Source organism: Bacillus sp. S10(2024) (assembly GCF_050473865.1).
Classification (GTDB): Bacteria; Bacillota; Bacilli; order Bacillales; family Bacillaceae_G; genus Bacillus_A.
The window spans coordinates 4,380,610-4,402,916 of sequence record NZ_JBFLUR010000002.1 but is presented as its reverse complement, the minus strand read 5'-3'; the positions used below and the strand labels follow the sequence as shown (position 1 = coordinate 4,402,916).

26 protein-coding genes are annotated in these 22,307 nt (G+C 37.4%); 4 read left to right on the top strand and 22 right to left on the bottom strand.

Annotated features, from left to right (window positions below):
* Nucleotides 1-340: 340 nt before the first annotated feature.
* The 5 genes from ytpR to AB1280_RS22355 all read right to left on the bottom strand — a co-directional run bounded on the left by ytpR (nucleotide 341) and on the right by AB1280_RS22355 (nucleotide 4,004).
* Nucleotides 341-955, bottom strand: a complete 615-nt coding sequence (ytpR, locus tag AB1280_RS22375; RefSeq protein ID WP_272188457.1) for a YtpR family tRNA-binding protein — start codon at nucleotides 953-955, stop codon at nucleotides 341-343.
* On the bottom strand, nucleotides 952-1,764 hold the full coding sequence (locus tag AB1280_RS22370; protein WP_272188459.1) for a DUF1444 domain-containing protein: 813 nt from the start codon (nucleotides 1,762-1,764) through the stop codon (nucleotides 952-954). Before AB1280_RS22370 ends, ytpR begins: the two co-directional genes overlap by 4 nt.
* A 68-nt stretch (nucleotides 1,765-1,832) precedes the next feature.
* Nucleotides 1,833-2,147 carry a thioredoxin family protein gene (locus AB1280_RS22365; RefSeq protein ID WP_098918480.1) on the bottom strand — a complete coding sequence of 105 codons (315 nt, stop codon included), beginning with the start codon at nucleotides 2,145-2,147 and terminating at the stop codon, nucleotides 1,833-1,835.
* Between the two features lie 223 nt (nucleotides 2,148-2,370).
* A complete protein-coding gene (locus tag AB1280_RS22360) occupies nucleotides 2,371-2,880 on the bottom strand; it encodes a DUF84 family protein (protein ID WP_429757057.1) in 510 nt (169 codons plus the stop codon).
* 50 nt (nucleotides 2,881-2,930) lie between these two features.
* Nucleotides 2,931-4,004 (bottom strand): M42 family metallopeptidase, encoded by a 1,074-nt coding sequence (locus AB1280_RS22355; protein ID WP_429757056.1) that lies wholly within the window; start codon nucleotides 4,002-4,004, stop codon nucleotides 2,931-2,933.
* Nucleotides 4,005-4,145: 141 nt separating this feature from the next.
* Here AB1280_RS22355 and AB1280_RS22350 point away from each other — a divergent pair, with 141 nt between their 5' ends.
* Nucleotides 4,146-4,457 carry a PepSY domain-containing protein gene (locus tag AB1280_RS22350; protein WP_090918891.1) on the top strand — a complete coding sequence of 104 codons (312 nt, stop codon included), beginning with the start codon at nucleotides 4,146-4,148 and terminating at the stop codon, nucleotides 4,455-4,457.
* 118 nt (nucleotides 4,458-4,575) lie between these two features.
* Here AB1280_RS22350 and AB1280_RS22345 read toward each other — a convergent pair whose 3' ends face one another.
* The 10 genes from AB1280_RS22345 to AB1280_RS22300 all read right to left on the bottom strand — a co-directional run bounded on the left by AB1280_RS22345 (nucleotide 4,576) and on the right by AB1280_RS22300 (nucleotide 14,810).
* The gene (locus tag AB1280_RS22345) at nucleotides 4,576-5,034 is read right to left on the bottom strand and encodes a GNAT family N-acetyltransferase (RefSeq protein WP_429757055.1); all 459 of its coding nucleotides are present in this window, start codon (nucleotides 5,032-5,034) and stop codon (nucleotides 4,576-4,578) included.
* A gap of 147 nt (nucleotides 5,035-5,181) precedes the next feature.
* Entirely contained in the window at nucleotides 5,182-6,333 is a 1,152-nt protein-coding gene (locus AB1280_RS22340) for a thiolase family protein (RefSeq protein ID WP_429757054.1), read from the bottom strand.
* Complete coding sequence (locus AB1280_RS22335) at nucleotides 6,330-7,202, bottom strand: 3-hydroxyacyl-CoA dehydrogenase family protein (RefSeq protein WP_429757396.1); 873 nt, start codon at nucleotides 7,200-7,202, stop codon at nucleotides 6,330-6,332. The genes AB1280_RS22340 and AB1280_RS22335 overlap by 4 nt, the downstream gene beginning before the upstream one ends.
* A gap of 18 nt (nucleotides 7,203-7,220) precedes the next feature.
* Nucleotides 7,221-8,366 carry an acyl-CoA dehydrogenase family protein gene (locus AB1280_RS22330; RefSeq protein WP_429757053.1) on the bottom strand — a complete coding sequence of 382 codons (1,146 nt, stop codon included), beginning with the start codon at nucleotides 8,364-8,366 and terminating at the stop codon, nucleotides 7,221-7,223.
* Nucleotides 8,363-9,925: a fatty acid--CoA ligase gene (locus AB1280_RS22325; RefSeq protein ID WP_429757052.1), complete on the bottom strand. Its 1,563-nt coding sequence runs from the start codon at nucleotides 9,923-9,925 to the stop codon at nucleotides 8,363-8,365. The genes AB1280_RS22330 and AB1280_RS22325 overlap by 4 nt, the downstream gene beginning before the upstream one ends.
* Before the next feature lie 218 nt (nucleotides 9,926-10,143).
* Complete coding sequence (locus tag AB1280_RS22320; protein WP_272188473.1) at nucleotides 10,144-11,016, bottom strand: DMT family transporter; 873 nt, start codon at nucleotides 11,014-11,016, stop codon at nucleotides 10,144-10,146.
* A gap of 60 nt (nucleotides 11,017-11,076) precedes the next feature.
* Nucleotides 11,077-11,889, bottom strand: a complete 813-nt coding sequence (locus tag AB1280_RS22315) for a TrmB family transcriptional regulator (protein ID WP_429757051.1) — start codon at nucleotides 11,887-11,889, stop codon at nucleotides 11,077-11,079.
* Between the two features lie 115 nt (nucleotides 11,890-12,004).
* Complete coding sequence (locus AB1280_RS22310) at nucleotides 12,005-13,051, bottom strand: ABC transporter permease subunit (protein WP_429757050.1); 1,047 nt, start codon at nucleotides 13,049-13,051, stop codon at nucleotides 12,005-12,007.
* Nucleotides 13,041-13,895 (bottom strand): ABC transporter permease subunit, encoded by an 855-nt coding sequence (locus AB1280_RS22305; RefSeq protein ID WP_429757049.1) that lies wholly within the window; start codon nucleotides 13,893-13,895, stop codon nucleotides 13,041-13,043. Before AB1280_RS22305 ends, AB1280_RS22310 begins: the two co-directional genes overlap by 11 nt.
* Before the next feature lie 51 nt (nucleotides 13,896-13,946).
* Complete coding sequence (locus AB1280_RS22300) at nucleotides 13,947-14,810, bottom strand: YtnP family quorum-quenching lactonase (RefSeq protein ID WP_429757048.1); 864 nt, start codon at nucleotides 14,808-14,810, stop codon at nucleotides 13,947-13,949.
* Nucleotides 14,811-14,910: 100 nt separating this feature from the next.
* On the opposite strand from AB1280_RS22300, the gene AB1280_RS22295 reads away from it, so the two are divergent.
* The gene (locus AB1280_RS22295; protein WP_429757047.1) at nucleotides 14,911-15,492 is read left to right on the top strand and encodes a nucleotidyltransferase family protein; all 582 of its coding nucleotides are present in this window, start codon (nucleotides 14,911-14,913) and stop codon (nucleotides 15,490-15,492) included.
* Nucleotides 15,493-15,541: 49 nt separating this feature from the next.
* Here AB1280_RS22295 and AB1280_RS22290 read toward each other — a convergent pair whose 3' ends face one another.
* The 4 genes from AB1280_RS22290 to AB1280_RS22275 form a co-directional block, all read right to left on the bottom strand.
* Nucleotides 15,542-16,255, bottom strand: coding sequence for an SDR family oxidoreductase (locus AB1280_RS22290; RefSeq protein ID WP_429757046.1), 714 nt, complete (start codon nucleotides 16,253-16,255; stop codon nucleotides 15,542-15,544).
* Nucleotides 16,256-16,412: 157 nt separating this feature from the next.
* Nucleotides 16,413-17,012, bottom strand: coding sequence for a prolyl oligopeptidase family serine peptidase (locus tag AB1280_RS22285; protein WP_429757395.1), 600 nt, complete (start codon nucleotides 17,010-17,012; stop codon nucleotides 16,413-16,415).
* Nucleotides 17,009-17,407 carry an alpha/beta hydrolase family protein gene (locus AB1280_RS22280; protein ID WP_429757045.1) on the bottom strand — a complete coding sequence of 133 codons (399 nt, stop codon included), beginning with the start codon at nucleotides 17,405-17,407 and terminating at the stop codon, nucleotides 17,009-17,011. Before AB1280_RS22280 ends, AB1280_RS22285 begins: the two co-directional genes overlap by 4 nt.
* Nucleotides 17,408-17,556: 149 nt before the next feature.
* A complete protein-coding gene (locus tag AB1280_RS22275) occupies nucleotides 17,557-17,895 on the bottom strand; it encodes a winged helix-turn-helix transcriptional regulator (protein ID WP_272188486.1) in 339 nt (112 codons plus the stop codon).
* 211 nt (nucleotides 17,896-18,106) lie between these two features.
* Here AB1280_RS22275 and AB1280_RS22270 point away from each other — a divergent pair, with 211 nt between their 5' ends.
* Nucleotides 18,107-18,655: an ester cyclase gene (locus AB1280_RS22270; RefSeq protein ID WP_429757394.1), complete on the top strand. Its 549-nt coding sequence runs from the start codon at nucleotides 18,107-18,109 to the stop codon at nucleotides 18,653-18,655.
* Between the two features lie 35 nt (nucleotides 18,656-18,690).
* Complete coding sequence (locus AB1280_RS22265; RefSeq protein ID WP_429757044.1) at nucleotides 18,691-19,242, top strand: NAD(P)H-dependent oxidoreductase; 552 nt, start codon at nucleotides 18,691-18,693, stop codon at nucleotides 19,240-19,242.
* Nucleotides 19,243-19,291: 49 nt separating this feature from the next.
* Here AB1280_RS22265 and AB1280_RS22260 read toward each other — a convergent pair whose 3' ends face one another.
* From AB1280_RS22260 to AB1280_RS22250, 3 genes are all read right to left on the bottom strand, one after another.
* Nucleotides 19,292-19,726 (bottom strand): ester cyclase, encoded by a 435-nt coding sequence (locus AB1280_RS22260; RefSeq protein ID WP_429757043.1) that lies wholly within the window; start codon nucleotides 19,724-19,726, stop codon nucleotides 19,292-19,294.
* Between the two features lie 376 nt (nucleotides 19,727-20,102).
* Nucleotides 20,103-21,206 (bottom strand): Ger(x)C family spore germination protein, encoded by a 1,104-nt coding sequence (locus AB1280_RS22255; RefSeq protein WP_429757042.1) that lies wholly within the window; start codon nucleotides 21,204-21,206, stop codon nucleotides 20,103-20,105.
* Nucleotides 21,203-22,306 carry a GerAB/ArcD/ProY family transporter gene (locus AB1280_RS22250; RefSeq protein ID WP_429757041.1) on the bottom strand — a complete coding sequence of 368 codons (1,104 nt, stop codon included), beginning with the start codon at nucleotides 22,304-22,306 and terminating at the stop codon, nucleotides 21,203-21,205. The genes AB1280_RS22255 and AB1280_RS22250 overlap by 4 nt, the downstream gene beginning before the upstream one ends.
* Nucleotide 22,307: the final 1 nt, after the last annotated feature.

The window sequence follows — 22,307 nt, the reverse complement described above, 5'->3', positions numbered from 1 at the left end:
CCTCTTTTCATATTTTTCTAGATTTTACCTAATATGACTTAGAAATACAATTATTTTACGGGAGAAAATAGAATGTTTGTGTATCGTAGTTGTAATCAGCATATCCAAACTCGTCAAAGGGTTTTATCCCGCATTAACGGGCAGTAAGGACTGGGGAATCACAAAGAAGAAAACTGCCCGTTAAAGCCCGATTGGCTCTACTAACCATCAGTGAGAATAGCGTCACCGATGGTTAGTAGAGCTTTATCCTATGTCGAATCGCCGATATATAGGTGGACCAAAAAAAAAGAACTGACTCCGTAAGGTACCTACGCACCTTATGAGGTCAGCTCTTTTTTATTTAGAATTTAAACTCTTGTCCAACTTCGTAGCTGTCTTCAAGTATAAGAATTCCTTTTTCTTGCGGAGCATCTGGAAGCTCTAATTCACGTGCTGAGCAAATCATACCGGAAGATGGAATGCCGCGAAGTTCTGCTGGTTTGATTAACATACCGCTCGGCATTACTGCACCGATTTTCGCAACTACTACTTTTTGACCTGCGTCAACGTTTGGAGCACCACATACGATTTGTAATGTTTCTGTACCAACTTCTACTTTACATACGTTTAATTTATCCGCATTTGGATGCTTTTCTTTTTCTGCTACGTAACCAACAACAAATTTAGGTGAAAGATCCGCTTCTACTGTTTCTGTAAAATCGTTCTTCGCTAAAATTTCATTGATCTTTTCAACAAGCTCTTTCGTTAATGTAAGATTGCCTGTTTCTGATATTTCCATATAAGAAGAAGCATTAAAAATGTTGAATCCTGCTGTTACATTACTTTCACGATCGAAAACGCGCGCTACATCTCCAATACGTTCAAATGTGCGGTTTTCTAATGTAATGTCTTGTAGGGCAACAATTAATGTATCCCCAATACCTTCAAGGTTATAAAAAACGTTCACTTTGTTCATCCTTTCTCTTTTTCACTTCGTTCGTTCCGATTTTTCGCCAAAATAAAGATTGGTTCGAAATTACCATCTTCATATACGAATGAAAGTGATGTAATCGGAACATGACCTTCTGCAAAAAACTTCATTGTCATTTGTGCAATAATATCATAACCGATTTTGTTCACGATATCAGCAACAATTAATACATCTTGGTGCGGAACTGCAACAACCATATCACCAGAAATTTGGTTACACATCTCTCGTAATAATGAATCGTTTAAAATACGGCTCGCGTCATACCCGTCATTTGTATTTAAGAAATAAAATGTATTTCCAGCAACTTCATCTTGCTTAAATTCAGTGCGTAAAGAGCGCACGTTGAACAATGCCATTTCACGCACCTGTTCTTCTGTCATCCCGATTTGCTTTAGCAAGCGCTGATCAATAAGCCGGTATGTTTTATCTGAATCTAATGCATAGTAAATACGTGTTTCTGCTGTATGTTCCGTCATGACAAACGGATTTCCTTTTTCTGCTTCTTTCGGAAAAGAAGTGGAACGGATTACAGGCAAAATTTTCGCAGTACTTGTTACTTCTTTATGCATCGCAACGAGAGCTTCTTCTACATAATAGACAACTTCTTCAATTGCCTTCTCTTTCTGTACCTCCCACTTCGCTACAATACCTGGAAGAGAAATGGTAATTCCCTTTTTCGTATTTATTTGTTCAATGCGAAGTGTTTCCTTTTCACTATCGTACTGAAAGCTCCACTCTGCTCGTGCAAGACGCTTCATCAATTCGTCTTTCATCTTCTTACTCGTCATTTTCATATCGTTTACCTCCCTTCCGAAAAAAACAACCCCCACATATGAAGATAGAGGTTGTTTTCAGCTTCAGTTTATTTTAAACCTTCAATGAACTCTTCAATTTGCTCTTGTGTTTTACGATCTTTGTTTACGTAACGGCCAATTTCTTCTCCCTTATTGTAAGCGACAAAGCTTGGAATACCAAATACGTCTAATTTGATGCATAAATCAATATATTCATCGCGGTCTACATAATAGAAAGAGAACTCGCTATATTTTTCTTCTACTTCTGGCATAAATGGATCGATAAAGCGGCAATCTGGACACCAATCTGCTGAGAATAAAAAGATCACTTTCTCTTCGTTTTTTAATTCTTGAAATTGCTCCATACTTTCTAATGCTTTCATCTATAATTCCTCCCTAAAAAGAAGTATGTATTTACTAATTAAGTTGCTTCCATGTAGATTAAAACATGCCCGCTACTTGCTTTCTACCTTTGTTTTAACCCTTGCATGTGGCAGAAAATGGATCTGACCGCTTCTATGCATGGTCAGATGCTCTCGGCCACCTAAAAAAGAGGGTTTTTAATTTGTATTTATATACTACCATACATGCGATACGGTGCAAGGTTTATGCTTTGCTTCTGTCATACATATATTGTCCAACTAATAGCTTCATAACATGCACAAACAAGTCCGTCCGATCAACATAATTGTTTGTAAAAATACCAATTGCTCCTTCATTGCTGCGAATGTCACGTTGCTTCGTATAGTCTTCCATCACTTCGCTTAATTCTTTTCCTTCTTCAAGAGGCTGAATAAACTCATCTGGCAGTTTCATACGTGCTCCGCCTGCTGTAAATAGCTTGCCTTCTTTCGTTGCTAAAGCACCCCAGTTGCACATAAACAAACCATGGTCTGTATGCATCACGCCACCTTCTAAACCAATTCCAATATCCGCTTTTCCTTCTGCTAATGCTAGTTTTGCTCGGTTACTTGCCCCCTGCAATGTTTCTTCATCTGAAAATGGTTGCGCAGACACATGAGACGGGACAGACAATGAAACAATTTCTGCTTCTGTAAGCACTTGCCTGACCGCATTTATTTTCACTTTATTTTTTGATCCAACTGCCACTTTCATATTTTCACCTCAAAATTCAAAAAGAAAAGGCCACACTTGGCCTTTCCTTATTAAACATTTTCTTTAATTGTTTCAAATGTAGTTTTATCTGTCGCTTTTACTAACTGAATCAGCAATTCTTTCGCTGCCGCATAATCATCGATATGTAAAATCGAAGCATGCGTATGAATGTAACGAGCACATACGCCAATCACCGCAGATGGTACTCCAGAGTTACTTGTATGTACGCGTCCTGCATCTGTACCACCTTGTGATACGAAATATTGATACGGAATGTTATGCGTTTCTGCTGTATCTAAAATAAATTCGCGAATGCCGCGGTGTGTTATCATAGAGCGATCATACAAGCGAAGGACAGCACCTTTTCCAATTTGACCAAACTGCGTTTTATCTCCTGATGCATCGTTTGCTGGGCCTGCATCTAACGCATAAAAAATATCAGGCTCGATCATATTCGCAGCTGTTTGCGCACCGCGAAGGCCGACTTCTTCTTGCACTGTTGCACCAGAATATAGTGTATTTGGCAGTTTTTCATCTTTTAATTCTTTCAATAGCTCAATCGCAAGACCGCAGCCATAACGATTATCCCAAGCTTTCGCCATTATTTTCTTTGGATTTGCCATCGGTGTAAACGGACAAATTGGTACAATTTGTTGGCCTGGTTTCACACCAATTTCATGGGCTTCCTCACGACTATCTGCACCGATATCAATTAACATGTTTTTTATATCCATTGGTCTGTTACGTTGTTCATCACTTAATAAGTGCGGAGGAACAGAACCTACTACACCGATAATCGGGCCGTTGTCTGTCATAATTTGTACACGCTGTGCTAGCAATACTTGGCTCCACCAACCGCCTAATGTTTGAAAACGAACCATTCCGTTTCTCGTAATTTGCGTTACCATAAAGCCTACTTCATCCATATGACCAGCTACAAGAACGCGCGGGCCATTTTCGTCACCCTTTTTCAAACCGAAGATACTTCCTAAACGATCTTGTACGATTTCATCTGAGTATTTGCTTAGTTCTTGCTTCATAAAACGGCGCACATCATGCTCAAATCCTGAAGCACCTTGCAGTTCTGTTAACGTACGAAATAGTTCCATTGTCTCTTTATTCATCGCGGTATCCTTCCTTCAATCCAGTAATAGAATTACTCTTTTCATTGTAACGAAATTTTCGAAATCTTTCTAGTTTCTTCTTTTTTTATGTAATTTGATTTATACTTATGGGGAAAACTTTAACAGGATAGAGGTGAATGTATGAACTGGAAAAGCTTACTAGCGGGTGTTGGTTTAGGTTTTGCAGCTGGATATGTTGTTGCAAATAAAGTACAAGAACAATCCCACATTTCTTCTGAAAAAGCATTAAAAATGGTGAAGCAAGCATTAAGTCATAAAGGTGAAATTACAGGTTCTTGGGTACATATGGTTCCCGAGACGTTTGAAAAATATGATGTTACTTACGATGTATACCGCGGTGGTATTACAACATTACTACACGATGTACAAGAACGATTTGAATTTTTAGTAGATGCAAAAACAGGTACAATCTTAGAAGTAAAAGTTGCTTAATACGAGATGCAGCTTGGTTTTAAATCGTTCTAGCATCAAAAAGCTTGGATTACATGTACATCCAAGCTTTTTGATTTCTATCTCTCTACATAAGCCGACTTTTTCATAAAGTGAAACTTTAATCAGTGGGGGATAAACAGAACTTCGCTAATTGCTCACCCCAAGATGATAATTCCGTTTCCATGAAACCTGCCTTTTGGTAAGCAAATTTTGCTGCAAGATTTTCTGGATGATACCCTATCATAATAAGTGGAATATTTAAATCATTCATTCTCCTTATTTCTTCAATAACCAATTTTATAGCATGTACTCCTATTCCTCTTCCTTGGAACCCTTTATCAACCATCAGTCTGTAAATCCAATAATTATTATCGTCGCAGTCTATCCCAAACATAGTAAAGCCTACGATTTCGTTATCAAGATATATTCCTTTGGCATGGAAATTGTCTAGAAACTGCACCTCTGCAATTGAATACAAGTTGGAAGCGATAAATGGTTGTTGCTCTTGATTCACTGATAATTGAATCGCATCTTCCCAATTACTCTTATCGATCGTTTTTAATGATATATGTTTCAATATAATGCTCCTTTACAAGAATATTTCCATAGTCTTCTTGTCGATTTCGTATGTTTAAGTCGTTACACAATCATTTCAAAAGACCAAATCAAATCGTGATTTGGTCTACTAATTCGTATACGATTTACATCGTTTCTGTACCTTTTGTTATATTCTTTCGATAATAGTTGCCGTTGACATCCCATGTCCGATACAAATTGTAAGTAAGCCGTATTTTCCGTTTCTTCTTTCTAATTCATGAAGCAGGGATGTCATCAATTTCACACCTGTTGCTCCAAGCGGGTGTCCTAATGCAATCGCACCGCCGTTCACATTTACTTTATGTAAATCTGCTTCTAGTTCTTTTTGCCACGCAAGAACAACAGAAGCAAATGCCTCGTTAATTTCGACTACGTCCATATCATGAATTGTTAAATTTGCTTTTTGCAGTACTTTTTTTGTTGCTGGAATGACGCCGTCTAGCATTATTGTCGGATCTGAACCAACTACAACTTGATTCACAATCCTTGCCCGTGCTTGAAGCCCTAACTCTTTCGCCTTTTCACTATCCATTAACAAAATGGCCGCTGCTCCATCACTAATTTGACTTGCATTTCCTGCTGTAATTAATCCATTCTCTTTAAATACAGTCTTTAAATTTGCTAATGCTTCAAGAGAAGTGTCTGCTCTTGGTCCTTCATCGTTTGTAACGAGTATTGCATTGCCTTCTTTATCTATCCCATTCACTGGGACAATTTCACGTTTAAAGTACCCTGCTTCTATCGCCTGTAGTGCACGTTGATGACTTTCATAAGCGTAGCTATCTAGCTGCTCTCTTGTAATTCCATATTTTTCAGCAATCATTTCTACTGAAACACCTTGATGTACAAATTCATATTTTGCATGAAGACTACTCGGAATTGTATTTGCATTGCCATCGCTTAAAATTGGCACTTTCGTCATATGCTCAACACCAGCGGCAATGGTAATATCCATATCACCAGATTTAATTTCTTGCGCTGCAAAATGGATTGCTTGTTGTCCCGAACCGCATAGACGGTTAATCGTTACAGCAGGAACATTAATCGGAAAATTCGCTTCTAAAGCAGCAAGTCTACCAATATTAAAGCCTTGCTCAGCAACTTGTGTCACACACCCCATGACAATATCTTCTACCATTCCTTTTTCTATATTGGCACGCTTCATCACTTCATCCATCGCAACTGCAGCAAATTGTACTGGATGGAGTTCACGAAACGCACCGTTTCTTTTTCCAACTGGTGTACGTACCGCTTCAACAATTACAACTTCTCTGTTCATATTCTCTCTCCTACTTTCCCTTTTTCATAATTATAGAAACCTTTTCCTGTTTTCCTTCCAAGATGTCCTGCCTCTACAAGTTTCACAAGCGTTTGCGGAGCGCGGAATCTATCACCAAACGCTTCATTTAAACCTTGACTTGCAAATAACATCGTATCTAACCCAACATAATCCGCTAACTCAAATGGCCCCATCGGATAGTTCAGGCCTAATTTAATCGCTTTATCAATTTCTTCTTTACTGCCTATCCCTTCTTCATACATACGCATGCACTCTAACAAATGAGCCGCAATCGCTCTCGAAGTGACAAACCCTTGCATATCTTTCACAACAACGGTTTCTTTGCCAATCTCTTCTGCTAACTCTTTCACCGCTTGTATCGTCGTTTCTGTTGTGTCAACTCCTCTCACAATTTCAATCAGTTTCATCACAGGTGCTGGATTAAACCAATGCATTCCTAACACCTTTTCTGTGCGATTTGTCGCACTTGCAATCGCCGTCACACTTAATTCAGATGTATTTGTCGCAAGAATAGTCGACTCGGAAGCATAGCTATCTAGCTGTTTAAAAATCTCTTTTTTTAACTGTAAATTTTCTGGAGCAGCTTCAATAATAAGCTCTACATCTTCACATGCTTCTTCTAGTGTTATAGTAGACACAATATTCGCAAGAACTTGCTCTTTCTCTTTTTCACTCATCCGCCCAGCTTTCACGAAACGTGCTAGGCTTGTTGTAATCCCCTTGTATGCTTTTTGTATACTTTCTTCTGACACATCATACATTTTCACGCATTTTCCGCCCATCGCTAATGACTGAACAATACCACTTCCCATAATCCCAGCACCGATCACCGCAATATTTTGAATCATCATTTCCCTCTCCTTTCATTACAACCCCATACTTTTTGCAATAATATTTTTCATAATTTCATTTGTCCCCGCATAAATGGCGCTTACGGGAATATCTCTGTATCTCCTTGCAATCTCGTATTCTTCCATATAGCCATATCCGCCGTGTAGCTGCATACTTTCTGCTGCTACTTTCTTCGCAAGGTCTGTTACCCACCACTTGGCCATCGACACTTTCGTTACAATGTTTTCTCCTTGCATATGTGCTGCAATACATTCATTCACAAACGTGCGGCCAATTTCAATTTCTGTATACATTTCAGCAACCCTGAATTGGACAGTTTGAAAATCACTAATACTTTTCCCGAATGCCTTTCGTTCTTTTACATAGTCCTTTGTTAAACGAAGCATTACTTCAGCCGCTGTTATGGCCGCAATTGCGACAATGAGGCGTTCTTGCTGTAATTTGTTCATTAAATAATAGAAACCCTTTCCTTCTTCCCCTAACAAATTAGAAGCAGGAACTTTCACATCTTCAAAAATAAGTTCCGCTGTATCTTGACTATACAATCCAACCTTTTCTAGTTTTCTCCCTCTCTTGAATCCTTCCATTCCTCTTTCTAAAACGAGTAAACTAATCCCTTTATGCGCCGGCTTTACAGTTGTATCTGTCTTGCAAACAACAACGACTAAATCTGCATGAATCCCGTTTGTAATGAATATTTTTTCACCATTCACAACATAATGATCTCCTTCTTTTCGCGCCGTTGTACGGATAGCTGCTAAATCAGAGCCTGCTCCCGGCTCTGTCATCGCAATGGCAGTAATATATTCTCCGCTCACACACTTTGGAAGCCATCGTTTCTTTTGCTCTTCTGTTCCATATGCCGTCAAATACGGAACGACAATATCATTATGTAAACCAATTCCCACTAAACTAGAACCAACCTTTTCTAGTTCTTCATTAATTACTACAGAGTATCCGAAATTAGCTTCAGCTCCGCCGTACTTCTCTTCTACCACCGGACAAAGAAAACCGTTCTCCCCCACCTTTCTCCAGAAAGACCGCGGAATGATACCGTCTTTCTCCCACCGGTTATAGTGCGGATACGCTTCCTTTTCTAAAAATTTTCGGAAGGCATCACGGAAAATGTGATGCTCCTCCTCTAAATAGGCATGCTTCATCGTATTTTTTTCACCTCTGTCCCTTGATTACGTAAAATAAACTTTTGAATTTTCCCGCTCGCATTTCTCGGCAGCTGCTCCGTAAATACATACCGGCGCGGGCGTTTATAATCAGCTAGTTTATCGCTTTGTTTACAATATTCATCCAACATTTCTTCTGTGAGCGACCCATCCTTCGAAACAACGTACGCAACAACGCGTTGCCCCCACAGGTCATCCTTCTCCCCCAATACCGCAACATCTAACACACCTTCATGCGTGTACAAAAAGTCCTCTACCTCGCGCGGATAAATATTTTCTCCGCCGCTCACGACCATATCATCAACACGATCGGCCACGTATAAATACCCATCTCTATCTACATAACCTAAATCTCCAGAGTGGTACCAATCTTTATATAAAGCCTTTTTCGTCGCTTCTTGCTTGTTGTGATAACCCGCCATCACACATGGACCTCTCATAATGATTTCTCCAATTTCATATGGAGGTAACACATCATCCGGCTCAGATGGTCCATCATCGTTTGGGCGAACAACGCGAATTTCATGATTATATCCAGCCTTTCCTGCCGATCCAACTTTTGAAAGCTGCTCATGCTCCCGTAAAAATGTAACAGCCGGTCCCATCTCTGTCATGCCATAAGCTTGTACTAACGAAACGTTCAACTTCTCATCGCAAGCTTTTACAAGCGCAGGTGCCATCGAAGCCGCTCCGTATAAGCCGTATTGAAGCGATGATAAATCATACTGTGATAAATCTTCCTGCAGCAGCATATTCCACATTGTCGGTGCAGCAAACATAACCGTCACCTTTTCATTTTGAATCGTCTCCAAGACAAGCTTTGCATCAAAATGATGAAGAATGATATTTGTCGCACCACTATGCACTCTCGGAATAAAACAACAATGAAGCTCTGCACAGTGAAACATCGGCGCTGTTACAAGGCCGCGGCTATTTTCCGTGTAATGTAAATAAGCAACGCCCATCAAACTTTGATCAATGATCTCCCTATGGCGATGAAGCACACCTTTTGGCTGCCCTGTCGTTCCACTCGTATACATAATGGAACAAATGTCATCTTCATTGACTTCTACTTTTTCAAAATGCGGCGTAGCATTTGCTACTTTTTCTTCATAAGAAACAGAAAATGATGGTTCATTTTGATTGATGTACCAAAACTGAATGTGAGGAAATTGTGTATGAATGCTTTGTACTTGAGAGGATATTTGCTGTTCAAAAAGTACGATTTTAGGAGAAGCATCTTCTAATATATAGGTAAGTTCTTGTGGTTTTAATCGAAAATTGATGGGATTAAATATAGCTCCTATTTTGGCACAAGCAAAACACGTTGTCGCTAGCGCGCTACCATTAAAAAGAAATGTCGAAACGCAATCACCCTTTCGAATCCCGCTTTGTTGAAGTGCATGGGCAAGTTTGTTTACCTGCTCGTTCCATTCTGCATACGTCCAACGAATCTGTTTTTCAGGCTCAATAATCGCTTCCTTATTCGGATAACTTCCAGTCGTTAATTCTAGTAGTCCCCCAATGGTCATATACACGATATCTTCCCCCCTATTTATTAAAACGCTTTCATTTTTTTGCTATCTTCCTATTAAAAACAAGATAACTTGGGGATTATTATAACAATTTTCAGAACAATTTACGGGTGAATCTTTCGACAAATAGAGACAACTACGATTCGCTTTAACGAAAAAAGAGCTTGTTTTAACCAAAATTCATTAAAACAAACTCTGAACATATTTTACATATATACAGTTTAAGCTTTTGCTAATTGTCGCTCTTTTTTCGGAGAATAACTCATTCCTGCAAATACAAGAAAAATGCCAAGAAGTTGATACAAATCAGGGCGGTAATGCAAAATCGTAACATCTAGTAAAATTGCGACAATCGGATCCACAAAGACCAAAATCGCAATTGTTTGAGCCTTTAATTCTCTTAAACTACTAAAGAACAAATAAAACACAAATCCGGTATGAATAAATCCTGTCACAAGGATATAAAACCAATTTTCAGCAGTAAGATGCATAAATTTTGACCAATCCACAAATGGAATCAATATGATAACACCGAGGCTCGTTTGAATCACGGTTGTTAACAACGGGCTAAGTAGTTGAATTCCCTTTCCTGTGATGGAAGTAAGCGCATAGAAAAATGCTGCAGCAAATGCCCATAGTACACCTGTGGATAAAAATTCGGAAACGGTTGTATGTTGATGAATCCCTCCAACTAACAATGTACCGACGAAGCAAACAAAGAAAAAGAACAATCCTGTTCCAGTTATTTTTTCTTTAAAGATCACAGAACCTAAAAGAAGCACAATCACAGGTGCTAAATGATAAATCGATATCGCGACAGTAATGGGCATAACTTCAATAGAACGAAAGAAGAAGACCCAGTTTATAATAAGAAACAATCCACATAGTAAGGCAAGTCCGTACTCGCGGCGTGGCGTAAAGTTTTCCTGTTTCATTGTGAATGTGTGAAAAAACCATATTCCCCCTAACAAAACGCTTGCACAGAGACATCGTACAAATACCAATTCAATCGATGGGAGACCTGTTTTAATCGAAAATAGACCGATAGAACCAAAGATAGCCATAGAAGCGACAAATTTTAATTTCGCATACATGTAACTCCCCCTAAAGTAGTCATAGTTATAACGACTATTGTTTTGTGCGAAAAAACAGCTCTATACGAAGCTGTTTTTTCCTGTCATAACATGAATTAAATCTTCCCTTTTCTTCCATAGCTCATCTAACTTTTCAGGACCGAATGCAGTTGTAATTTCTTCTACCATAATGTCATGGCGGATGTATTCGGTAGCAATTAGAACGAGTGCAGGATCAGTTGACTTCACAGCCCACTCTGAACCTCTATCGCTAAACTTAGCAATTAACGCTTCTTCTTCATCTCGAACGAGAATCGTCAAATACCCACCCATCCGTTTACTAACAATGTCCGGTGCCATATAGTTATGATGATACGTGTTTCCTAGCGTTTTATCTTCAGCTCCAAATAAAACTGTAAAAATAGGGATTGATCCTTCTTTCTTACGAACAGCTTTTTCAATGTCCTTCACAATAGGAGACCAAATTGATAACCAAAGTTCTTTGTTTGCCTCTCGAATCATTGAAAGCATTTCTTGAACAATATGTTCATACTGAACAATTCTCGTTACAACATCTATCTTTTGATCACTTTCTAACGTGGTAAGAGACGATTCTAGCACCTCTAATGATGCATCCATCTCTTCTTTCAGACGAGCAAGCAACAACTTCGGCTCAACAGGTTTATAGACAATTGGATCAGAAGGCACCGTTTGAATCGCTCCTTTATCAAGCAATTTTCCTAATACCTCATAAATCATAGAACGAGGAACACCGGAACGCTTACTTAATTCATAACCAGTGATGGCAGGTGATTTCAATAAACCGATGTAAGCCTTACACTCGTATTTTGAAAATCCATGTTTTTGCAATTCGGCAATTGCTTTCTCTTCCATAAGCCCTCCTAATAGTAGTTATTGTATTAACTACTATAAAACATCAGAAATAAAATGTCTATATTTTCAGACTCTTTAAACACAAAAAAGTATCAGTCAGCATAGACCGATACTTTTATTCATACGAACTATCTTTTCCTTTGTACAATGGCTTCGTATTCGCAAATCGAAATTTATCCACAGGCATCACTGTTTTCTTTTCTTCAACTGCTGAATCTTGTTTTTTCTTTGGAATAGGCATAAACCTTGTATCGAGTCGTTCCTTTATTCCTTGAACCATAAGATTTAAAACAAAAATCGATATTGTAAAAGCTACTAACGGCGCCAATATAATCCACGGTGCTGTTAATAATTCATTTTTGTTCAATCCGATTAACCCCGACCACTCATTTGTAAGGGAAAACGCAGTAGGTGGACCTCCGGAAGGATCCTTTACCATTTTTCTTCCACCAATTAATACTTTTAAAAAGCCCATATGTATGAGTAGCGTAAATAATTGAACAGCCTGTTGCAGGAACAAAATCACAAGAATCTTTTTCAAAGAGAGCCAAATATGCTTTCGAAACAAATAAAATTTTCGAGCACCAAGCACAATGGCGCTTGTAATATATTCTTTTTTCATAAAAAGATTAATCTCTTGGCTAATGTAAAGAATGAGATTTGGCAATGTGACGATGCAAAGAATGAGAAATTGCTTAATAACAATAGATTCCTGAAAACCGGTCTGCTCACTTTGGATCATTAGCGGCATCATGAACAAATTAACTAAAACAACTGTCGGAACATAGAAATACACCTTACATACTTTTTCAATAAACTTTTGTAATGAATTTGGTGTATATGCTAATAAACTCCCCAATAAAGTTCCTACTAATAGTTGAATAAAACAAATTCCAAACACAAATAAAATCGTAAACTTTGCGCCAATAATAAGTTTAAAGAATAAGTTATACCCACTTCGATCCGATCCGAAAGGAGGTATCACCAAAGGATTAAACGGTGCACTTTGTGAAACATTACCGTCAGCATCTTTGATTAACACCTGCGTCTGAGAATACAAATCTTTTCCGTACCATGTGAATAAAAAACTAGCTAACACAAGTCCGCCGAAAAAAGAAAGGCCAATCCAAAAACGTTTAGAATGGAACATGCTATTTTTCATTTGCAAGTCCTCCTGTCGTACGCTTCACTTGAAAATGAGCAATCGTAAACACAATGTAAAATGGAATAAATAATAAAAGGATCCATTGTGCTATCGTTACAGGATTTAAAACAAATGGCTTTAAAATAAATGACATGTATCCATTAATATTGAAAGCAGCCTCCACTAGCAGTAGACTTGAAATCATAACTAGAAAAGTAGATTGTAAATGATTAAATAAATGATAAATTACATTTCGAAACAAATGAACAAATAAAATATATTTTCTACTTAACCCCTTTGCACGGGCAAATTCTACATATGGCTTATTCTGTTCATCCAATAAAAACAAAACCATAATCCGAAAGAAGTGAAGAGCAGGCACAAGACTCATTGTCACAATCGGTAAGAAATAAGCTTGTTTACTGCCGAACGCGTAAATATTTACGAAATTGATTCCCGTTTGTTTATATACCCAAACAAAAAATATTTGCAGCATAAAAATTAATAACAAATCAGGAATAGATTCGATCAGCACTAAACATCGCTCAATTGCTTTTTTCACTTTCAAAGATGACAGTACATAACCAAAAGATAGACACGTAGCAATTAACACCGTTAAACATGTAGATGCTAATAGAATAATACCTGAATACATATACGGTTCCCAAATTATATCCCAAAACGCAACTTGGCGCATAGCCATAGGATTTCCAGCATCTCCATGGGTAAATATCTGTTGTAAAAACGTAGTAAAACTAAGAGGATTGTTCCCTAAAAAAACAAATGGCACATAACTAATAACCATAATAACGACAATGCAAATGCAAAATTCTATACATTTCTCAATGAAAAACCCCTTCATTTTGAATCTCCTCGCATCGTGATTTATTACATCAAATAAGACAACCCTTCGTTACACTTCGCTCGTCACTTCTATTTCTTTTCGTTCTAACTTTTCTACCATATGCCCCTCTTCATCCCACTTCACCGCACAGTAATAGGCATCATGATAGAATGTAAACCACGCATTCTGCTCTATACCGTACTTCATCCACTTTTGTTTATTTTCAATAGACGTCATCGGATAATCATCATACGCCATAACCCACAGTACATTTTGGTGCGCATGCGTTGGTAGTAAATCTGCTAAATGAAGGAATGTTTCATCTTTACTTTGCGCAACAACAACGGCATGTCCATCACTATGACCGCCTGTATGAACCATTCGGATTTCATCTGTAATGCGTACTTCTTCTGTAAATGTTTGGACTTGATGCACAATTGGCTCCCAATTTTCTTTCCAATATGTATTGCATGAGCGGATATTCGGATTTCTCATTTCATCCCATTCTGTTTGTGATACATATATTTTTGCATTGGGAAACGCCGGAACCAGCTTTTCACCTTCCCATTTCGTTAAACCAGAGGCATGATCAAAATGAAGATGCGTCATTAATACATACTGAATATCTTCCGCTTTTAATCCGAGCTGAGCAAGCGATTGCTCAACAGATGACTCTTCTGTTACTCCTTGATTTCGCTTCATCTTCTCATTCATTTTGTTGTTGCCCATCCCTGAATCGATAAGCATATTTCCATCTTTCGTTTGCAGCAGCAATGGATCTGTTCGTAGATAAATTTGGTTTTTATCATTATGACTATATTTGCGTGACCAAAGCGCTTTCGGTACAACGCCAAACATTGCACCGCCGTCTAAATGTGTATTTCCTCCTCGCAGCCAGGTTACTTGTATATCACCAATTTTTAAATATTCCATTTTCTGTATCCCCCTTTTCTTTTATGTTATCATATAATTCAGAAAAATAATAAATTATCCAATAGAAGCAGCTCTTACAACATATAAAAGGAGAAATATGATGAAGCTAACAAACGAACAAGACATTATCCGATTAGTAAAAGAAGATACATGGATGATGGATATATTACAAACTGCTAAACAATTACAGTTACCCGATTGGTGGGTATGCGCTGGATTTGTCCGTTCAAAAATATGGGACACTCTGCACGGATTTGAAGAAAGAACACCCCTTCCAGATGTTGATGTTGTTTATTTTGATGCTGAAAATATTGATGAATCCGCAGAAAAGAAATACGAACAACAACTACTGAATATGTTTCCAAATGTACCTTGGTCTGTAAAAAACGAAGCAAGAATGCACATCATTAGCAACATGCCACCCTTTTCTTCTTCAGTAGATGCTATATCAAAATTTCCAGAAACAGCAACCGCACTAGGCTTGAAATTAAATGAACAGGATGAAATTGTACTTGCTGCTCCTTGGGGCGTGCAAGACGTCATTAACTTAGAACTAAGGCCGACTCCTTATTATGAGGAAATGAAAGAATATGCAAATATTTATGTAGAACGTGTACAGAAAAAGAAGTGGGAGGAGAAATGGCGGAAGGTGAAGGTTTTTTATCCTCTAAATTTTATATAGAAACATGAAGAACGCTATTCTTTCAAAAAGAATAGCGTCTTTCATTCTATTAGATTAAAGTATGCCCACCTTCAACATGCAGAACTGTTCCTGTAACAAATCCGTTCTGCATAGCATATAGTACAGCTTGTGCAACATCTTCCGCCTTACCTACTCGCCCCGTTGGAAGTTTGTTCCCTAAGTCAGTATAAAATTTATTACGCGCTTCTTCTGCCATTTTGCTGCGTGACGGTGTATCAATAATTCCTGGTGAGACAACATTTACACGAATTGGTGCTAGTTCTAGCGCTAACGTTTGACCAAGGTTAGAAACAGCCGCATTGACTGCACCAAGTGTTGCCGATCCAATCATAGATTTATAAGCGACAACTCCGGAAAATAAAGTGATGGAACCATTATCAACAATGTTTTGGGCACCATATTTCGCTGCATAAAATTGTCCCCAAAATTTATTTTCAAATAACTGACGTGCCGCGGCTGTATCTGTATCGATAAAAGAGCCTCCAGATGTTTCTGCTGCTGTAACAACTAAATGATCAATTGTACCTGCTTGTTTAAAAAAGGATTGTACTTGTTGTTCTTGTGTCGTATCAAGCACATGAATTGTTACGTTTCCTCCTAACTGCTCCTTTGCTCTTTGCAGTTTTTCTTCCGAACGACTAGCAATGATGAGCTCAGCACCTTGCATGATTGCTAGTCTCGCTGTTTCTAAACCAATTCCAGAACTACCACCGATAATGACAATTTTCTTGTTATTTAACATGTTCATTTCCCCCAGTTTTTCTTGTTTTGCTTTACTGAGGTTATTGTAATTCTATAACTTTCTTTTTTGAAGTAGTGATATTTAATTCACCTAGTTACATTATAGAAAGTTTCTTTTTGAATAAGGGTGTACTTCTAAAAAAATTCCTTCATTCACATCATCTCTTCATTTTATCAACAAACTCACTAACCGATTTTACATATTCATCGTCAAATAACCCTCTTGGATCAAAAATAGATTTCACCAACACACCAAATTCTGAATTTACATATTGCGGTTTCAACATGGAATGATTTGCTTCTGGTAAATAAGATATCGATAGCAACTCTTTCCGTATTTCTTTTTTGTAGACTTCCATTGTGTTTTTAACATCTACATTTTCATCACGACCACCAACAATTAACTTAACAGGATTTTTTGTTTCAGAGAGATCCTTTGTTGCATTGCTATTTACATTCTTTTTAATAAAATTCCATCTTTCTTTTGAGATATCGCCTTTATTATTCGTTACGTTTTGGTATTCTTCATAATTACTATTTTTCAAAAGTAATTCGAGAACTTTTTCATTGGTTTTCATTCGTTGATTGATTTCTTCTTTCGTTGCACCTGCACTAGTCATACTTTTTTCCGTATAGTACTTTCCTTGCTCGATCCAATTAATTGGAGGTGATACTAAAATACTAAATGAAACATCATTACTAGCATTTGCTACTTTTGGGACAACCCATCCACCTTGACTCGCCCCCCATACACCTATTTTTTAGAATCAATATCAAGGTTTTTCTTTGCCCATTCAATCACTTCGATTACTTCATTTGCGCGATCTTCCATCGATTGATCTAGCCAATCTCCACTTGATTTTCCAATACCAGGCTTATCCCACGCTAGAGAAGCATATCCCCTTTTCGCTAATTCCTCCCATAAAGGTAAATAACCATCATCATACGTCGCACTTACAGGTCCATCACCATGAACAAAAATAATTAATCCCGGCTTTTCTTTTTCTTTAGGTAAGGCGAGGGAGCCATGTAAAGTAGTTTTTTTCGTTTGAATCGTTACTTCTTCTTGCTTCATATCATAAGAATGTCGGTAAAAAACCCATCCTGCCAATCCTAGTATTACAATTCCTAACACGAGTAAAATCTTTTTCATTTTTTCCTCCTGTTATTAAAAAATTCTTCTTTTCGCCAAATAACATGATGGTTCAATGCGAAAAAGGATGCTAATTAAAAAGCATCCCTTTTTATATTATTATATTTTTTCACACATATTCCCTTTCACAACATGAATAAAGATTTCTTCTATAACATTAATCCGAACCGCTTTAATTCAATGAAAATATGTTCTAAACGTTTCCCCTTCTCTGTTAATGTGTATTCAACACGCGGTGGAACTTCTGGATATACCGTTCTTTCCACAATTCCTTGCGCTTCCAGTTCCTTCAGACGAAGCGAGAGCGTTTTTGGGCTAATTCCGTCCATTGATTTTTGCAAGTCACTAAACCGCATCGTTCCTTCAATAAGAAGGTCTCGAATAATTAAAAACGTCCACTTTGTCCCGATTACATCAAGTGTTTTCGCAATGGGACAAATCTGCCCTGGTGTTCCCTTTGTTAATTTGATTGGCTCCATGTTACTCATTGAACCACACTCCTAAAATTTTTTCGATTCATTTCCCTTATGTTATCACAATTATATCTTTACGGTAACTATATGAAATAAATATCACTACTTCCCAAAATAAACTAACTATACATACAATATCATTAACAACTGAATCTATTTACAAAATAAGGAGGTTATAAAAATGAGTATGAAAAACATAGCTAGTGTCATAAGCATCTTCGGAATCATGATTTTGATAGCAGCGTGTCATACGCAAACATCAGAATACAAAACTTCTGCACCAGCCAAGAAAGATATTCAACTGTTGAAGGATTTTCCTCAACCTAAATCGATGACAATCGATCCTTCATTGGATAAACAAAAAGCTACGGAGATGGTTCAGGCTGCGCAGCGCTTTTATGCATTTTGGAATACTGGCAATGACGCTCTAATCCCGCAAACTGTTACAGACAATTTTTTTGATAACACGCTGCCGAAAGGACGTCCTCAAGGGCCAAAAGGCTTAACATTTGCATCAAGCAATTTCCGTAAAGCTGTTCCCGACTTACAGTGTAACATCGAGGATTTAATAGTAACTGGGGATAAAGTAACAGCTCGTTTATCATTCACTGGAACACATAAAGGTAATTTTGGAGAGAAGCAGCCAACTGGCAAAGCTGTTCACTTCTTTGCCATCGATATTTTACGAGTGAAAGATGGAAAAATCGTTGAAGATTGGCACTTAGAAGATAATCTAACACTTATGCAACAACTCGGCGTTGTACCGGAAAATTAATTGAAACACATTATAAAATAAAGGGGAAAACTACAATGAAAAATATACTTATTATAAACGGCCATCAAACCTACAGATCAGCAGAAGGAACACTAAATAAAACTTTGACAGACAACATGGTGAATGTATTAAGTGCAAATCACAATGTCCAAACAACGATCGTTCAAAACGGATACAGTATCGAGGAAGAACAGCGTAAGTTTTTATGGGCTGATATCGTCATCTTTCAAACGCCTATCTATTGGTTCAATGTACCAGGATTACTAAAAACATATATGGATGAAGTGTATGCTTACGGATTATTTTTCAAAGGATCTGAGCAATATGGAAGAGGCGGCTTATTAACTGACAAGCATTATATGTTTTCAACTACATGGAATGCTCCTGAACAAGCATTTAACAATCCAGCACAATTCTTTGGAGGAAAGAGCTTAGAAGAAGCACTCAGTCACTTACACCGTACACAAGATTTTATTGGTATGAAACCGTTAAAGAGCTTCGCTTGCTATGATGTAATCAAAAATCCAGATATTGATAGATTTGTATTTGAACTGAATACACATCTAGAAGAGGTATTACCACTTTAATTCATATTAGAGAAGTCCTTTCGAATCGGACTTCTCTAAATATGTATCTCTATTTTGACTGCACTTGTTTTTGATTTCTTTCTAACTGCGTTGTAATACCAGCGCGATCAATTTGAATCCAATACTCTACAATTCGCCCATCTTCCACACGATACACAGCGCTCGCTAATTGAATGATAGGAAGACTGGTTGGTTGAAATCCATCAACCTCGCCAATATGAGTACCTGTTTGTTTCCAGCGAACATATACACGATCTTGCTGAGAGAACAACTCTTGAATTTCTAAAGTAAACGTTCCATAAGCATCCAACATCTCTTGTACATGATCCGCATAATCCATAGGAGCTCTTTCAACTGTTACTTCACCTTCAGCTTGAACTTGATGAGCCAACACTTTTTCTGCCATGAACTCCGTTACTAGATGTAGATTACGCCCTGTTCGTATTTCTTCAAAGAATCTTCTGACTACAACTTCAGGCATCATTTCACAATCGCTCCCTCCCAAGTCATAATTTTACCCTCACATTATAGCATCAATATTTTTCTATATCATTTACTACGGATCCAACAAACAAATATATATCGTCTATTTTTTCCTTTTACCAAATTCTAAGTCTTCCTTCGTAGTCAATGCTTTTCCGAAAGTTAAAAATAGAAACTCCTCACTATCAATCTAACAAGAAAAAATAAGAAGATTATTATGAAGGACACGATATTCACTTGTTCTCCGAAAGAATTTATTCAAAAGTATTTAAAATTCATAAAGAAAAATGCTATTCTCCCGGGGAGGGAAAATAGCATTTTTTATTTAAATGTAAGAAAAAGCAAATTATATTTTTTGTCTCCCAGCTAAACTCTTGTTACTTAATCGTTCCCATCCCACCAATTTCTATACTGACGTTAACATTCACATCTCCCTTCGCCAATGCCTTATCCCATTCATTTTGAACTTTTTTCCACTCTGGGTACGTGTAAGTTCTCGCATATATTCCAAGGCCAATCGGATCAATTTCTGCGGCTTGTATTTTCTTTATTAATTGCTTGAAATCAGCTTCCATCTTCGTTTCAATCGCTTTTTGTAATTTTGCTGCGTTCTTTCTTGTATTAAATGCAAAAAGGCGTTCTGTAATACTGACTTTCATCTTTACATCTATATTAAATATAAAATGATTATCATACTTTACCTTTGTCTTTACTTTAATGCTTTGAGAACTAAAACTTATCCAATCTTTATCCTTGTTATCCGAATTTAACTTAATTGGAATTGTAAATGGAAACTCACCTTTTGTTTCGTGCTGCAAAATGCGTAACAATTTGTTTTCATCAGATTTTAACGTTAATTTATATCTTCCTTTTTCATCCAATAACGCTGTGCCTGTCAGCCATAATTTCTTCTTTTTTTTCATCTCCGGAATACTTGCTGTTATCCCTTTATCTATCATTTGTTCATGCAATTTTTGAAGAGATGTCTTTACCGCTACATTTCTTAAATAGGCGGTGTCAACTAGTTTTGTTAAATATAATGGAAGTCGCGGCTTATCTTTTGGGGTATAATAGATGACGTCCGAAACAGGCCCATCTACAGCAATGACTCTTGTAGTGACTGTGTTTTTGGGATCCCGGTAAAATGGATCGAGATACTTTTCCCAATTTTTTTGTTTCATTAACCGTTTTCCAACTAAAAAAACCTGCGTCTTACTTCCCGAGGTTAGCGCCATAACTGTGGCGTCAAATTTATCCCTAGAATTTCGAACCGTGAAAGATTTCACACCAGTATTTTCTTCTTTTATCTTTGCTTCTTTATTAAAAACAGGACTTGACATGTACACCAATAAATTATCATTTTGATCTAAATCTATACCAAGTATAAGAGTCAAGGAAACATCTTCAACATTTGTTTGATCAAAGCAGCCAGTCATCATAAACACCGATAACAAAATACAGCATACTACCTTTCTTTTCAATGTATCCCCCCCTGGCGATACTTCTCATATATCCAGCTATAGAGCCATAAAATAATAGGTGATATATACGTCAATCCTAATCCAGCATTCGATATTGCCTGCTGCCAAGTTTCGGATTGATTCCAACTAGGGTGAGTCCAAAATATAAAACCAATAATGAGTATCAGTAAAACAACAACGTGAGAACTATGATCTTGTTTCCCCAGTAATTGACTAGAACAAAATACAGCGCAGTATATACAAGTCATCCAAGCTGTGGAGACAACAATTAAGTAAACAGCTAATAAAACCATGTCAAAGCGTTCTAAAAACCGAAATTCAATTACTTTCAATAAATTTAGTACGGGCTGATTAAATTCTGTAATGCTGTCAGGACTAAAGTAGGCGAAGCAAACAAGAGTAGTAAATAAATAAAATAACATCGTCAAAGTATTTGCAATAACGAATCCATGGACTGCATACTGTTTCTTTTGTAAAAAAGGATATAAAAAGAATGCGATATCAAACCCTAAAAAAGTAAAAATTGTAGTCGGTACAGCTGCTAATACCGGTTTCCATCCTTCTTTTAAGATTGGAAAGAACGGCAGCCAACTCCCGCCTTCTTTTAGCGGTATCAAAAAAAACACTGGGAGCCAAATCATCATATAAAAAGTGAGTTCGCAATATCGTCCTAATATACGCGGGCCGTTGCGTACAACAAGAAATGTAGGAATGGAAAACAAAAAAATAATAATATAGTCAGGCGTTTTCGGAAGAAGCCACCCCTTAAGATAAAGCAAAGCGTTCACAAGAATGATGCAAGAATAACAAGCAAAATAGATCATGTAAATGACAGCTAGCGCTTTTCCAAATATTTTTCCAAACAATCGTATCAGAATGTCATAAAGCGTGTCCTCTGGATATCTTGCAGATGTTTTCACGATAAAAATACCGGATATTGTGGAGAAGGCCCAGCCGATCAATATAGCAATCCATCCATCTGTTCCAGCTTTTTCAGCTAGCACTCGCGGGAGAGATAAAATTCCAGTTGCCACCTGCATTCCATTAATTAAGAAAATATACTGCAGAAGTGTGATGTCATTATAGGCATACTTTTTCATA

What these genes read in the sequence shown, in the direction of transcription:
- ytpR (WP_272188457.1), bottom strand. Translation starts at nt 955, where the DNA reads ATGAACAAAGTGAACGTTTTTTATAACCTTGAAGGTATTGGGGATACA.
- AB1280_RS22370 (WP_272188459.1), bottom strand. Translation starts at nt 1,764, where the DNA reads ATGAAAATGACGAGTAAGAAGATGAAAGACGAATTGATGAAGCGTCTT.
- AB1280_RS22365 (WP_098918480.1), bottom strand. Translation starts at nt 2,147, where the DNA reads ATGAAAGCATTAGAAAGTATGGAGCAATTTCAAGAATTAAAAAACGAA.
- AB1280_RS22360 (WP_429757057.1), bottom strand. Translation starts at nt 2,880, where the DNA reads ATGAAAGTGGCAGTTGGATCAAAAAATAAAGTGAAAATAAATGCGGTC.
- AB1280_RS22355 (WP_429757056.1), bottom strand. Translation starts at nt 4,004, where the DNA reads ATGAATAAAGAGACAATGGAACTATTTCGTACGTTAACAGAACTGCAA.
- AB1280_RS22350 (WP_090918891.1), top strand. Translation starts at nt 4,146, where the DNA reads ATGAACTGGAAAAGCTTACTAGCGGGTGTTGGTTTAGGTTTTGCAGCT.
- AB1280_RS22340 (WP_429757054.1), bottom strand. Translation starts at nt 6,333, where the DNA reads ATGAACAGAGAAGTTGTAATTGTTGAAGCGGTACGTACACCAGTTGGA.
- AB1280_RS22335 (WP_429757396.1), bottom strand. Translation starts at nt 7,202, where the DNA reads ATGATTCAAAATATTGCGGTGATCGGTGCTGGGATTATGGGAAGTGGT.
- AB1280_RS22330 (WP_429757053.1), bottom strand. Translation starts at nt 8,366, where the DNA reads ATGAAGCATGCCTATTTAGAGGAGGAGCATCACATTTTCCGTGATGCC.
- AB1280_RS22320 (WP_272188473.1), bottom strand. Translation starts at nt 11,016, where the DNA reads ATGTATGCGAAATTAAAATTTGTCGCTTCTATGGCTATCTTTGGTTCT.
- AB1280_RS22315 (WP_429757051.1), bottom strand. Translation starts at nt 11,889, where the DNA reads ATGGAAGAGAAAGCAATTGCCGAATTGCAAAAACATGGATTTTCAAAA.
- AB1280_RS22310 (WP_429757050.1), bottom strand. Translation starts at nt 13,051, where the DNA reads ATGAAAAATAGCATGTTCCATTCTAAACGTTTTTGGATTGGCCTTTCT.
- AB1280_RS22305 (WP_429757049.1), bottom strand. Translation starts at nt 13,895, where the DNA reads ATGAAGGGGTTTTTCATTGAGAAATGTATAGAATTTTGCATTTGCATT.
- AB1280_RS22300 (WP_429757048.1), bottom strand. Translation starts at nt 14,810, where the DNA reads ATGGAATATTTAAAAATTGGTGATATACAAGTAACCTGGCTGCGAGGA.
- AB1280_RS22295 (WP_429757047.1), top strand. Translation starts at nt 14,911, where the DNA reads ATGAAGCTAACAAACGAACAAGACATTATCCGATTAGTAAAAGAAGAT.
- AB1280_RS22290 (WP_429757046.1), bottom strand. Translation starts at nt 16,255, where the DNA reads ATGTTAAATAACAAGAAAATTGTCATTATCGGTGGTAGTTCTGGAATT.
- AB1280_RS22280 (WP_429757045.1), bottom strand. Translation starts at nt 17,407, where the DNA reads ATGAAAAAGATTTTACTCGTGTTAGGAATTGTAATACTAGGATTGGCA.
- AB1280_RS22275 (WP_272188486.1), bottom strand. Translation starts at nt 17,895, where the DNA reads ATGAGTAACATGGAGCCAATCAAATTAACAAAGGGAACACCAGGGCAG.
- AB1280_RS22270 (WP_429757394.1), top strand. Translation starts at nt 18,107, where the DNA reads ATGATTTTGATAGCAGCGTGTCATACGCAAACATCAGAATACAAAACT.
- AB1280_RS22265 (WP_429757044.1), top strand. Translation starts at nt 18,691, where the DNA reads ATGAAAAATATACTTATTATAAACGGCCATCAAACCTACAGATCAGCA.
- AB1280_RS22260 (WP_429757043.1), bottom strand. Translation starts at nt 19,726, where the DNA reads ATGATGCCTGAAGTTGTAGTCAGAAGATTCTTTGAAGAAATACGAACA.
- AB1280_RS22250 (WP_429757041.1), bottom strand. Translation starts at nt 22,306, where the DNA reads ATGAAAAAGTATGCCTATAATGACATCACACTTCTGCAGTATATTTTC.